The sequence below is a fragment of the Pseudactinotalea sp. Z1732 genome (assembly GCF_049724975.1).
Classification (GTDB): domain Bacteria; phylum Actinomycetota; class Actinomycetes; order Actinomycetales; family Beutenbergiaceae; genus CALKWS01.
Window position 1 is genome coordinate 438,378 of sequence record NZ_JBMPQC010000001.1, and the last position, 12,208, is coordinate 450,585.

Annotated in this window: 13 protein-coding genes; 5 read left to right on the forward strand and 8 right to left on the reverse strand. The window is 70.1% G+C overall.

Going from position 1 to position 12,208, the window contains the following annotated elements:
* Window positions 1-3 precede the first annotated feature (3 nt).
* Window positions 4-507 carry a hypothetical protein gene (locus ACPL7H_RS02065; RefSeq protein WP_424795487.1) on the reverse strand — a complete coding sequence of 168 codons (504 nt, stop codon included), beginning with the start codon at window positions 505-507 and terminating at the stop codon, window positions 4-6.
* On the reverse strand, window positions 504-956 hold the full coding sequence (locus tag ACPL7H_RS02070) for a hypothetical protein (protein WP_424795488.1): 453 nt from the start codon (window positions 954-956) through the stop codon (window positions 504-506). The genes ACPL7H_RS02065 and ACPL7H_RS02070 overlap by 4 nt, the downstream gene beginning before the upstream one ends.
* A 134-nt stretch (window positions 957-1,090) precedes the next feature.
* Between ACPL7H_RS02070 and ACPL7H_RS02075 the strand changes: the two genes are divergently transcribed.
* Window positions 1,091-2,299 (forward strand): histidine kinase, encoded by a 1,209-nt coding sequence (locus ACPL7H_RS02075; protein WP_424795489.1) that lies wholly within the window; start codon window positions 1,091-1,093, stop codon window positions 2,297-2,299.
* Window positions 2,296-2,949 carry a response regulator gene (locus ACPL7H_RS02080; RefSeq protein WP_424795490.1) on the forward strand — a complete coding sequence of 218 codons (654 nt, stop codon included), beginning with the start codon at window positions 2,296-2,298 and terminating at the stop codon, window positions 2,947-2,949. The genes ACPL7H_RS02075 and ACPL7H_RS02080 overlap by 4 nt, the downstream gene beginning before the upstream one ends.
* Window positions 2,950-2,991: 42 nt before the next feature.
* Here ACPL7H_RS02080 and ACPL7H_RS02085 read toward each other — a convergent pair whose 3' ends face one another.
* From ACPL7H_RS02085 to hisC, 4 genes are all read right to left on the reverse strand, one after another.
* Window positions 2,992-4,602: a dihydrolipoamide acetyltransferase family protein gene (locus tag ACPL7H_RS02085; protein ID WP_424795491.1), complete on the reverse strand. Its 1,611-nt coding sequence runs from the start codon at window positions 4,600-4,602 to the stop codon at window positions 2,992-2,994.
* A 39-nt stretch (window positions 4,603-4,641) separates the two neighbouring features.
* Window positions 4,642-5,784: an alpha-ketoacid dehydrogenase subunit beta gene (locus ACPL7H_RS02090; protein ID WP_424795492.1), complete on the reverse strand. Its 1,143-nt coding sequence runs from the start codon at window positions 5,782-5,784 to the stop codon at window positions 4,642-4,644.
* Entirely contained in the window at window positions 5,781-6,959 is a 1,179-nt protein-coding gene (pdhA, locus tag ACPL7H_RS02095; protein WP_424795493.1) for a pyruvate dehydrogenase (acetyl-transferring) E1 component subunit alpha, read from the reverse strand. The genes ACPL7H_RS02090 and pdhA overlap by 4 nt, the downstream gene beginning before the upstream one ends.
* A gap of 239 nt (window positions 6,960-7,198) precedes the next feature.
* A complete protein-coding gene (gene hisC, locus ACPL7H_RS02100; RefSeq protein ID WP_424788750.1) occupies window positions 7,199-8,287 on the reverse strand; it encodes a histidinol-phosphate transaminase in 1,089 nt (362 codons plus the stop codon).
* A 122-nt stretch (window positions 8,288-8,409) separates the two neighbouring features.
* Between hisC and ACPL7H_RS02105 the strand changes: the two genes are divergently transcribed.
* Window positions 8,410-8,805, forward strand: a complete 396-nt coding sequence (locus ACPL7H_RS02105) for a phage holin family protein (RefSeq protein ID WP_424795494.1) — start codon at window positions 8,410-8,412, stop codon at window positions 8,803-8,805.
* A gap of 54 nt (window positions 8,806-8,859) precedes the next feature.
* Here the strand turns inward: ACPL7H_RS02105 and ACPL7H_RS02110 are convergent, their stop codons facing one another.
* Complete coding sequence (locus ACPL7H_RS02110) at window positions 8,860-10,329, reverse strand: WXG100 family type VII secretion target (protein ID WP_424795495.1); 1,470 nt, start codon at window positions 10,327-10,329, stop codon at window positions 8,860-8,862.
* Between the two features lie 31 nt (window positions 10,330-10,360).
* Window positions 10,361-10,624, reverse strand: a complete 264-nt coding sequence (locus ACPL7H_RS02115; RefSeq protein WP_424795496.1) for a hypothetical protein — start codon at window positions 10,622-10,624, stop codon at window positions 10,361-10,363.
* A gap of 185 nt (window positions 10,625-10,809) precedes the next feature.
* Here ACPL7H_RS02115 and ACPL7H_RS02120 point away from each other — a divergent pair, with 185 nt between their 5' ends.
* Window positions 10,810-11,304: a low molecular weight protein-tyrosine-phosphatase gene (locus ACPL7H_RS02120; protein ID WP_424788754.1), complete on the forward strand. Its 495-nt coding sequence runs from the start codon at window positions 10,810-10,812 to the stop codon at window positions 11,302-11,304.
* Window positions 11,301-12,077, forward strand: a complete 777-nt coding sequence (locus ACPL7H_RS02125; protein ID WP_424795497.1) for a fructosamine kinase family protein — start codon at window positions 11,301-11,303, stop codon at window positions 12,075-12,077. The genes ACPL7H_RS02120 and ACPL7H_RS02125 overlap by 4 nt, the downstream gene beginning before the upstream one ends.
* The last annotated feature ends 131 nt before the right edge of the window (window positions 12,078-12,208 follow it).

Genomic DNA, 12,208 nt, shown 5'->3' on the forward strand with positions numbered 1-12,208 from the left:
CGCCTACCCGGCGGTGAGCCGGCGGCGAGACAGCGTGAGGAAACCGGCCCCCGCCAGGATCGCGGTGATCAGTGACGCCACCAGCCGCACCCAGTGCCCGAGCACGAACTCCTGGGCGATCTGCTCCAGGTAGGACACCGAGTGCACCTGCGCACCTTCCTCGAACATGATGACGTTGCGCGGCCAGGCGAACAGTACCGAGAACAGGGCGTTGCCCAGGCCGAAGGCGGCCAGGCTGGAAGCGAGCAAGTACCGCACCGCCCTGGTGCGCCAGACCAGGACCAGGGCAATGAGGCCGACGAGGATGGTCGCCGCCCCGAACGGGGGGAAGAGCAGCCCGGGATCGGTGACCTGCATGAACTCCATCGTGGCCTCGAACGAACGCGGGATGTCGGCGAACACGTTCGGGTAGACAAGGAGAGTCTCGGCCACCAGGCCACCGAAGAGCATGATCTGCAGCCAGGTATAGGTCAGGACTGCGACGAAGGAGACACTCCGGCGTTTCATCGCCGCACCCCCATCCGACGCAGACCCAGCGCGATGCCCCCGGCGATCGCCCCCCAGAGGGCATTGGTGATCAGCATCGGTCCGATCGCCAGCGGATTGGCCAGCGGGCCCTGGAACTCACCGAGCAGGATCGGGGAGAGGATGGCGGACAGGATCATGCTCATCAGTGCGTAACTGAGGGCCGCGAGAATCACCGTCACGAAGGGACGCTCGACACCGGCGAGGAGTACCGCGGCGACCCACACCGCCGTAATCGCGGCCGTGACGGCCAGCACCGGTAGCGGCCCGGACGGAACAGGACCACCGATCACACCGGTGATGTGCAGCAGCGGCCGGGTCAGGGCGACCGCGCCCAGGAGCAGGATCAGGGGCCAGTGCAGCCGCTGCGCCCGGGACGGTGATGCCGTGGCTTGGTTCTCGGGGGGCGAAGGCGAGTCGATGTGTCTCATATCCGCAACGCTAGGAACCTCCTTCCCGGGGCCGCATCCGCCCAGCGTCGCGGTTCGATGTCGCAGGGCGGCGACTGCCGGCGTCGCCCGGCGGCGACTTCACCGCCGACGTCCTGCCTGCCTACACTAAAGCGATGTTCCCGACGCGCGCTGCGCAGGTGGACGCCCGCTATTCGGCGGTGCAGGGCTGGCTGCTCGATACGGTGCTGGCCATCTCCTTGTTCGCCACCCTGGCCGCCATGATCAGCGCGAACCTGGGCAGCGACCGCGGTCCCCAGGTGGTGCCCTACCTGTGGGCGCTGATGCTCGGCTCGTTGATGCTAGTGCGCCGGCGCCGGCCGCTGGTGGTCCTGGGCATCACGGTCCTCAGCCTGTTCATCTACTACGCCGCCGGCTACCCGGTCGTCGGCCTCAGTGTTCCGGCGGTCGCAGCGCTGTTCTCGGCCGCCGAGTTCGGCAGGGGGTGGTGGGCCATCGGCGCGGCCGGCCTGCTGCTCGTGGTCGGCTACGGTGTGCGGCTGGCCGAAGGGCAGGACGTGGCGTTGCTGGTCGGCTATGAACTCGCCAACGATGTGCTGCTGATGGCCGCAGCGATCGCACTGGGCACCGGTCTACGGCTGCGCAACCAGTTGCGGGAGAACTCCGCCCGGCTGCTGTGGGCCACCGAGGAGCGTGAGCGCGCCCTGGCGCAGGCCGCCATCACCACCGAGCGCGCGGATATCGCACGGGAACTGCACGACTCCCTGGGTCACCAGGGCACGGTGATCTCGATGCACACCAACATCGCGCGGGAGTCCATGGTCACGCACCCGGAGACCGCCCGCGACGCTCTGGAGGTGGTGCAGAAGACCAACGGGGCGATGATGAGCGAACTGCGCCGTACGGTGCGCACCTTGCAGCGGCGGGAACCGAGCCCCGCGCCGGCGACACTCGTCGATCTGCAGCGCTCGCTGCTGGCTCACCTGCCGATCGACGTCGACACTGAGATCACCCTGCCCGGCGAGCTCCCGCGGCACCTGGAGGCCACCGCCTACCGGATCATCCAGGAATCCCTGACGAACGTGGTCAAGCACTCGGAGGCCGATGCCGCCCGGATAGCGGTCACCACCGGAGACGGGCAGGTACGGATCGTCATCTGCGACTCCGGGCCGTCGCGTCGGGCCGACACCGGCGCGGGCGGGCCCGGCTACGGAATCCGGGGTATGCGGGAACGGGCCGTGAACGTCGGCGGGCACCTCACGGCACAGCAGGAGGACAACGGGTTCGTGGTCCGGGCTCACCTGCCGCTCGACTACCCTCCCACCCGGCCGGACCCGGACGGCCGGGTCGGAGGGACCCGATGATCTCTGTACTGCTGGCTGATGACCAGGAACTGGTCCGCACGGGTCTGCGCACCCTCCTGAGCCTCGACCCGCGGATCGAGGTGGTGGCCGAGACCGGCGACGGGCACAGCGCGATCCGGGCGGTCCATCGCCACCGACCCGACGTGGTCCTGATGGACCTGCAGATGCCGGCGATGAACGGCATCGAGGCCACCCGCACCATCTGCGCCGACCCGGAACTGAGCAGCACCCGGGTGCTCATCCTGACCACTTTCGATGACGACGAGGACATTCTCGCCGCCGTCCGCGTCGGGGCCGCCGGGTACCTGCTCAAGGACACATCCTCCGCAGACCTGCGCCGCGCGGTGCACGCGGTCGCCCAGGGGGAGAACCTGCTCTCCCCGCAGGTCACCCGCAAGGTGATGGCGCACATCGCGGCCACGCCGGGCCCCGCCGCCGACCAGGTGGACCTGTCCAGCCTGACCGAGCGGGAGGTCGAGGTACTCACCAAGATCGCCCACGGCCGGACCAACCGCGAGATCGCCGCTGACCTCTACCTCAGTCACGCCACCGCCCGGACCTACGTCAGCCGGATCCTGACCAAGTTGGATGCCCGCGACCGTACCGAACTGGCGATCCTCGCTCACCGAGCCGGGCTCTACGACGACTGAGATCGGCACCGATGAGCACGCAGCCGCTCCTCGTCGGTCCGCTCAGCCCCAGACGAGACCCTGCGTCGGGTCCGCCATCACCCGGGCAACATCGGCCAGGACGCGCGAACCCAGTTCACCGTCCACCAGGCGGTGGTCGAACGACAACGCCAACTGCGTCACCCAGCGGGCCTTGAGCTTGCCCTTGTGCACCCAGGGGCGCTGACCGATCGCGCCGAAGGCCAGGATCGCCGACTCCCCCGGGTTCAGGATCGGGGTTCCGGTGTCGATGCCGAAGACACCCACGTTGGTGATGGTCACCGTGCCGTCGCTCATCGCCTGCGGGGTGGTCTTCCCGGCCCGGGCGGTGCCGGTGAGGTCACCGATCGCCACCGCCAGCTCGTGCAGGTTCATCCGGTGGGCGTCCTTGATGTTGGGCACCACCAGCCCGCGCGGTGTGGCCGCGGCGATGCCGAGGTTGATGTAGTGCTTGTAGACGATCTCCTGGGCCTGCTCGTCCCAGGCGGCGCTGATCGCGGGGTTGCGCTGGATCGCCAGGATCAGTGCCTTGGCAGCGATGAGCAGCGGTGTTACCCGGACGCCGTCGAACTCTGCGTCGGCGCGCAGCCGTTCCACGAGTTTCATCGTCTTGGTCACGTCCACGGTGGTGAACACCGTCACGTGCGGGGCGGTGAACGCTGAGGTCACCATCGCCTCGGCGGTGCGCCGGCGCACGCTGCGTACCGGCACGCGGGACTGGCGGCCGTCCTCGGAGACAGTGCTCCCATCCAGCCAGGGCTGGTCATCGCCGGGATAGGTGGCCAGGCTCCGTGCCTCCTCCTGAGCCTGGGCGGCCACGACGTCCTCGCGCGTGATGATTCCGCCCGGGCCGGTGCCCGGGACCCGGGCCAGGTCGATCCCCAAGTCCTTGGCGAGTTTGCGCACCGGCGGTTTCGCCAGCACGTGGCCGGTCTGCTCACCGCCCGCGGCGCTCGGTCCCGGGAGACCGGCGCCGGCCCCCGTGAAGCCGGACGAACGCCCCTGAGACCGGTCCGGCGCGCGGCTGGCCTGGTCGCGCTTGACCGGTCTCGCGGGAGTGGGAGTGGAGGCGGGGGGAGTGGTGGGAGTGGAGGTGGGGGTCGCGCGGCGGCGACGGCGGGTGCGCACGCCTTTGGTGCCGTAACCCACCAGGACGTCGCCGCTGGGCTCCTCGGTGCCGCTGGCGTCCGGTCCGCCGGAGTCCGTGTCCTGGCCGGCCCCCTGGCCGGAGGCCGCGTCCTCGCCGGCCCCAGCGTTCGTGCCGGTGTCCTCGCCGGGCGCAGCGGCTGCGTCGGTAGCCTCGCCGACCCCCCGGCTCGAGCGAGCGTCGTCACCAGACGCGGCGCCTTCTTGCTGGGCACCGCCGTCGTCGGAAGCCGCCTCCCCGTCCGGGTCGGTGTCGATCACGATGATCGCGGCGCCGACCTCCACGGTCTGCCCCACCTCCACCAGCAACTCGCTGACCACGCCGGTGTAGGGGCAGGGCAGATCGACCAGCGACTTGGCGGTCTCGATCTCCACGATGTCCTGGTTGACCTGAACACGGTCACCGGCGGCGACCTTCCACTCCACGATGTCGGCCTCGGTCAGGCCTTCACCGACGTCGGGGAGGGCGAATGTCACGTACTGGGGCATCGGGGCTCCTGGTTCGGTGTGCAGGTTCAGCGTTCAGGTTCAGTGGCTCAGGGAGTCGTCGATGGCGTGCATGACGCGGTCGAGGTCGGGCAGGTAGTCCTCCTCGAGGTTGGCCACCGGGTAGGGGGTGTGGAAACCACCGACCCGCAGCACCGGCGCCTGCAGGTGGTAGAAGCACTCGGCCGAGATGCTCGCGGCCAGTTCGGCCCCTGCCCCGAAGTAGGTCGGGGCCTCGTGGACCACCACCAGGCGCCCGGTCTTGCGCACACTTGTGGCCACGGTGTCGATGTCCAGTGGGGAGACCGAGCGCAGATCGATCACCTCGGCGCTGGTGCCCTCCTCCTGCGCCGCCTGGGCGGCGGCCACGATGGTGCGCATCGTCGGCCCGTACCCGGCCAGGGTGATGTCGGTGCCCTCGCGTACCACGGTGGCGTTCTGGATGGCGCCCGGGTCGAAGACCGACGGCGGCTGCTCGTCCTGCGCGGAGTGCGCACCCGGGCCGGACTGCTCGGTGCCGAGGTCCTGGCCGCCCGGGCCGGACTGCTCGGTGCCGACGTCCTGGCCGCCCGGGCCGGTCCGGCCCGGTGGACGCACGCGCACCGGGCCCTTCTCCCAGTACCGTGCCTTGGGTTCGAAGAAGATCACCGGGTCGGGGCAGGCGATCGCGTCCTGGATCATGGCGTAGGCGTCCCCGGCCGTTGCCGGGCTGATCACCCGCAGCCCGGGAGTGTGGGCGAACAGTGCCTCCGGCGATTCGCTGTGGTGTTCCACCGCCCCGATCCCGCCGCCATAGGGGATCCGGATCACCACCGGCACCTGCACGGCGCCACGGGAGCGGTAGGACATCTTGGCCAACTGGGTGGTGATCTGGTCGAAGGCGGGGAAGACGAACCCGTCGAACTGGATCTCGACCACCGGTCGGTAGCCGGCCATCGCCATCCCGATCGCGGTCCCCACGATGCCGGACTCGGCCAACGGGGTATCGACCACCCGGCTGGCGCCGAAGTCCTTCAACAACCCGTCGGTCACCCGGAACACCCCGCCCAGGGCGCCGATGTCCTCCCCCATCAGCAGCACCTTCGGGTCGCGCTCCAAGGCATGACGCAGGCCGAGGTTGATCGCCCTGGCCAGCGGGAGCTGCTCGGTGCCCGCAGCCGGCGGGGACGTGGGTCCGGTACTCATTGACCCTCCTCGAATCCGGCCTGGTAGGTGTCGAACCACTCCCGGTCGGCGGTGACCAGGTGGTGCTCGGTCGCGTAGACGTGCTCGAACATCGCGCTGGGCGGCGGTGGAGCGAGGGATCGGCAGTAGTCCCGCAACCGCTCTCCCAGTTCCTCGGCCTCCCGGTCCAGTTCGGTGAAGAAGTCCGAACCGATGCCCTCAGCCTCCAGCAGGAGGCGGAGCCGGTCGATCGGGTCGCGGCTGCGCCACAGGTCCTCCTCGGCGCGGCTGCGGTAGCGCGTGGGATCGTCGGAGGTGGTGTGGGCGCCCATCCGGTAGGTGACCGCCTCAATCATCGTGGGCCCGCCACCTGCTCTGGCCCGGCGCAGCGCCTCGAGGGTGACGGCGTGGCATGCCAGCACATCGTTACCGTCCACGCGCACCGAGGGGATGCCCACGCCGGTGGCCCGCTGGGCCAGTGGCACCGTGGACTGGCGGGTGGCCGGCTCGGAGATCGCCCACTGGTTGTTCTGGCAGAAGAACACCACCGGGGCATCGTTGACGGCGGCGAAGACCATCGCCTCGTACACATCGCCCTGGGAGGTCGCGCCGTCGCCGAAGTAGGCGACCGCGGCCCGGTCGCGGTCCGGATCCCCGGTGCCCACGTCCCCGTCGCGCTGCATCGCCATCGCATAGCCGGTGGCGTGCAGGGTGTGCGAGCCGATCACCAGCGTGTAGAGGTGGAAGTTGTGCCGGGCCGGATCCCAGCCGCCGTGGTCCTGGCCCCGGAACAGGTGCAGCAGCTCGGTCAGATCCAGTCCGCGGGTGTAGGCCACCCCGTGCTCGCGGTAGGAGGGGAAGGCGTAATCGCGTGGGTTCATCGCCCGACCGGACCCGATCTGCGCGGCCTCCTGGCCGAGCGAGGGCGGCCACAGGCCGAGTTCGCCCTGTCGCTGCAGCGAGGTGGCCTCGGCATCGAAGCGCCGCGCCAGCACCATGTCCCGGTACAGGCCGGCGAGCGCGTCGGTGTCGAGGTGCTCCACCAGGGGGTCGTAGCGGTGGTCGGACACGCGCTCCCCGGTTGGGGTGAGCAGTTGCACGGTGTGCGCGGAGGCATCGAGGTTGCCGGCGCCGCCGAAGGCGTCCTCGGTGTGATGGGGTACCGGTGCCGGAGAGGTCTCACTGCTGGCGACCACAGGTTCTCCTTGATCGAGGACTAACTGTTGTACACACACCCCGGGGCGCCTGGGTGTGGCGCATCCGGGGTGTGAGTGGTGTACATCAGCCGGGGGTTGGTGGGTCACACCAGGCATCCGGCCTCAGCAACCTACGCAAGCGTAGGCTACGCAACCGTAGGTTGCTGCTGTGCGATCCTCCCCAATCAAGTAGCAGCGTTTTGTAGGTTTCCTCCAGCAGCCGGAGTGTCTGTGTGGCGTCAGCGCCGGACTGCCGCAGAGACCCAGCGCGATGCCACGGACAGCGCGATGTCGTTGGCCTCGGCCTCTGCCACGGTGACCCGGACCCCGTGGCCGGCGAAGGGGCGCACCATCACGCCCGACGCGGCGGCGTCCTCAGCCAGTGCCAGCGCCCGGTCCCCCACCGGCAACCAGTAGAAGTTCCCCTGGGGTTCAGGGATCTGCCAGCCCTGCTCCCGCAGCGCCGAGACGACCCGGTCCCGCTCGGAGACGATCTCGTCCACCGCGGCCGAGACGGCCTCGCGCTGGTTCAGCGCGGCCACCGCGGCGACCTGAGCCAGACTGTTCACCCCGAACGGGGTGGACGCGGTGCGCAGGGCGCGCACGAGCCGGCGCCGGGCCAGGGCGTACCCGACGCGCAAGCCGGCGAGCCCGTAGGCTTTCGAGAACGTACGGAGCACGACGAGGTTCTTGTACCTCTGCAGCAGCGGGACGGAGTCGATCGGGTCGGGACTGCGTACGAAGTCGACGTAGGCCTCATCCAGGATCACCATGATGTTCCTGGGGACCCGGTCCAGGAAGGCGACCAGGTCGGCGTGTGACATCGCCGCGGAGGTGGGGTTGTTCGGGCTGCACAGCAGCACCACCCGGGTACGCCCGGTGATGGCCTCCGCCATCGCGGCCAGGTCATGACCGCCGTCGGCCCGCAGCGGCACCTGCACCCCGTCGGCCCCGGTGACCTGCACCAGGATCGGGTAGGCCTCGAAGGATCGCCAGGGATAGACCACCTGATCGCCGTCGGCGCACATTGATCGCAGCAGGAGTTCGATCAGCGCCACCGAGCCGTTCCCCACCAGCACCTGATCGACCATCAGGTCGTGTCGGTCCGCGATCGCCTCGGTGAGCCGGTCGGCGTACATCTGCGGGTACCGGTTCGCGTCCTCGGCGGCATCGATCACCGCTGCGGTCACCGCCGGCAGCATGTGCCCCGGGAGTTCGTTGGAGGAGAGCTTGAAGACCGAGGCGTTGGATCCGCCGGCCCCGGGCACGTAGTGCGGCAGATCCTCCAGCGCGGCACGCAGCCGCACCCCGCCGATCTCCGAAGTCACGGGACTGGGTGGTTTCTCCGGCATGGGCCCAGCATGCCAGGCCGGCACGAGCTGCGGGACGGCTCGCCGTGTATTCGCCCAGGTGCTGTGCTCACGGCAACACGCAGTGCCACAATGGGCCCATGCGTTTCATCCTGCGACTGATCATCTCCGGTTTCGCCATCTGGGTGGCCTCCCTGTGGATCAACGGGATCGAGGTGGAAAGCGACGGCTCCTGGCAGCACACCCTGTTCGTGGTCGCCGTGGTCGCGCTGATCTTCACGGTGGTGAACACCCTGGTCAAGCCCTTGGTGAAGATCATCTCGCTGCCGCTGTACATCCTCACGCTGGGGTTGTTCTTCCTGGTGGTCAACGCGCTGATGCTGATGCTGACCAGCTGGCTCAGCGGACTGGTCGGGGTGGGCCTGGACGTGGACGGGTTCGGTACGGCCGTGTTGGGCGCGCTCCTGATCGCGGTGATCACCCTGATCCTGAGCCTGGTGATCCCGGGGTCGAGAAACTCCAACGGGCGTCGCTGAGGCCGGTGCGGTTCGTGGGCGCACCCGCGCAGACAGGCAGGCAGCCGGGTTGACTCAGGGCACCCGCACGGACTGGACGTAGGTCGAGGTGACCTCGGTGCGGGGATCGAGCATGCCGGAACTGGCGGCCCGCCAGTTCCGCACCGCCGGGTCGGTGCTCGCATCGACCAGGTGCGCCGTCTCGGCATAGGCCGGGATGTCGTGGCTCTGCGTGACACCCCCTACCCGGTACCACGGCGATGCGGCGGTGACGTCCCGGGTCACGGTGGTTCGCTCGGGCGTGATGGGAGCGGGCCTACCGTCCGGCCCCGTGACGAGATCGTCGGTGTGTTCCAGTTGCAGGACGGCGACACCCTCGGGGATCTCGATGTGGTTCACCGGGGCGCCGATGGTCAGGACCGAGGAGATCGCGAACTCTCCGCGCACCTCCTCGCGGGCCGCCAGGTCCGCCGCCACCAGACCACCCTGGGAGTGACCGGCGATCAGCACCTCCTCACCTGCCCCGACCCCGGCGGCGCGCATCGCGGCGATCACCGCCGCGCTCGCCGCAGAGTCCTGCCGCGCGAAGACCTGCACGTTGGAGGCCCAGTCGTTGGGAAAGGGCCCGTTCCAGAAACTGTGCCGGGACTGGGTGCCCGGAACGAGCACCTGCCAGCTCACGGTGCCATCGGGGGCAACCAGCCGGTCCACGCGCACGGTGCCCGGCTCAGCGCCGCGCTCGGGGTAGAGGGCACCGATGTTGCGGACCAAGCCGGTGACGGTAGTGGTCGGCGGTGGATGCTCCCCGGCCCGTGGTGCCGAACCCTGGTTCGGGGACGCCCCGGCCCGGATCGGCGGAGGCGCAACCTTGCGACTCGCCACCCGAGTGCTCACCCCGGCGGTGGTGACGTGGTTCACCACCGAGGCGAAGACCTGGATCGAACTTCCCCCCTGCAGTGCACCGCCGACGTCGTAGATGGAGGTCAGTTCGCGCAACAGGTACCCGGTCTGGGCGCCCGACGGCGACCAACGTCGGTTCACCGCCGACTCCACCACGGTGCCCTGGATCGCCCCCAGCACCCGACCCGGGTAGGCGAACAGGTCCCCGAAGGCGCCCCGGACGCTGAGGGGACGCGGTGACCGGCACATCGGACCCCGGTGCGGCACCTGGTAGGTGCTGATGTAGTGGCGCACCCGCTGCTCACGGTCCAGGTACTCCCGGGCAGCGGTACGCAGATCCCCGGCCAGGCTGGTCAGCGCCGAACTGAGCGCGGGGCGCCGGGCCAGCGCCGTCCACACCGCCTCCGCCGCGCGCTTCCCACTCACCGGCGCGTACGGGATCGTGGACTCCAGGGTCGCCCCCGCCCTCCGTGCGTGGTTCAGGGCCTGGTCGAGTTCGGCCTGCGCGCGGCTGATCTGGTGTGCCAGGGCGCGCAGTTCGCCCGGATCCACCTGCACCCGAACCCCGTGCACCGTCAGTTGCTCGCTGGCATGCGCGGCCGTGGAATCCCACAACGGCACATCGGCCACCGGCTCGATCCTCACGCGGCACCACCGGTGCCGACAGACACGATGGTCATCGTGCCTGCCCGTACTGCGCCTGGACGACGCGCAACTCATTCTCGTGCGCGCCGGCCGACCACCCCGCAGTGGCGAGTTCATCAGCCAGGGCCGTCACCGCTCGCGCCAGCGAGGACAACCGGTAGGCGTAGGCGGTGGCGGCATGGCCGCGCCAGTCACCGGTGCCGGCGAGCGTCAGCAACAGCCTCGCCTGCTCGGCATGGTGCCCGGCCGCGCCCAGCAACCATGTCGCCGACGGTAACGGCTGCAGACCTCCCACGGCTGCCCCCTCGGTGTTCGCTGCTCCGGTGCCGGCAGGCTAGAACGCCGGACCATCTGAACGTGCTTGCCCGCCGTGCCCTGTGGATACCGGCTCGCCCCATGCGGGCCTGCGGATGCCGGGCGCAGGACACGCAGAGCCACCCGGGGCGTCGACATCGGCGCCCCGAGGAGCACAATGGGGGTATGTCCAAGCCCTACACCGTGACCGTCGTCTGCACGGGAAACATCTGCCGCTCCCCGATCGCGGAGGTCCTCCTGCGCGAAGCCTTCTCCGAAGCCGGGTTGGATGATCGCGTCCAGGTGGGCTCCGCCGGGACCGGCGACTGGCACCTGGGGCATGACATGGATCACCGTGCCCGCGCAGTCCTGGAGGGTGCCGGGCACTCCTTCCCGGTGCACTCCGCCCGCCAGTTCCTGGCCGAGGCGTTCACCGACTCCGATCTGATCCTGGCCGCGGACGTGGGCCACTACCGGGACCTGGTCGCGATGGCCCCCGATGAGCAGGCCGCGGAGCGGGTGCACCTGTTCCGTAGCTTCGATGAGCAGGCCCGCGTCGATGCGGACCTGAACCTGGCCGACCCCTACTACGGCGACGAGCGGGACTTCACCCTGACCTACCAGGCGGTCACCGCCGCTGTGCCCGGTGTGGTGGAGTACGTGCGCGGCCAGCTACCGTGACCTGGACCAAGACCCGCTTCCCCGCCCCGCACGCGGCCTGTTTCGAGGCCGACGGGCTCCGGTGGCTGGGCCGGGCCGAGGACGGGGTACGGGTGGCGCAGGTGGTCTCGGTGGGCCCGGGCCGGCTGGAGTTGGAACGGATCGACTCCGGGCCGGCCGCGCCGGAGGCCGCGGCCGACTTCGGCGCGAACCTGGCTCGCACCCATGCCGCGGGTGCGCCGTACTTCGGGTTCATCCCCGGCGACACCCCCGGTTACATGGGTCAGGCCCCGCTACCGCCGGCGCCCGGGCCGGCCGAGGCCACCGGGTGGGGTGAGTTCTACGCCCACCACCGGGTGCTGCCCTTCCTGCGCAGAGCCGTGGAGCAGGGCAGGATCGGTTCGGACGGTGCGGCGGTGATCGAGCGGGTCGTCGAGCGGCTGGTCGCCGGTGACCTCGACCATGACCAGCCCGACCTCGTACAGGGTGCCGCCCGCCTGCACGGGGACCTGTGGAACGGCAACGTGCTCTGGGATGCCCGCGACGGGTCGGCGGTGCTGATCGATCCCACCGCCCACGGTGGGCACGCCGAGACCGACCTGGCGATGCTGGACCTGTTCGGGCTCGCTCACCTGGAGCGGGTCCTCACCGGCTACCAGGAGGTCTCGGCCCTGGCCCCGGGGTGGCAGGAGCGCGTGTCGCTGCACCAGTTGAACCCGCTGCTGGTGCACACGGTGCTGTTCGGTGGTGGGTACGCCGAAGCCGCGGTCTCCGCGGCGCAGCCCTACGCCTGAGGCGCACCGAGCACCGTTCCTCCACCCGGGGCGTGCACCCTCGACGGCACGCCCCGACCACCGGCGCCAGCCGCCCGCGCCCCCGGACATGCTCCCGGCCGGCCGACCATGTGGTCGGCCTCGCCACGCCG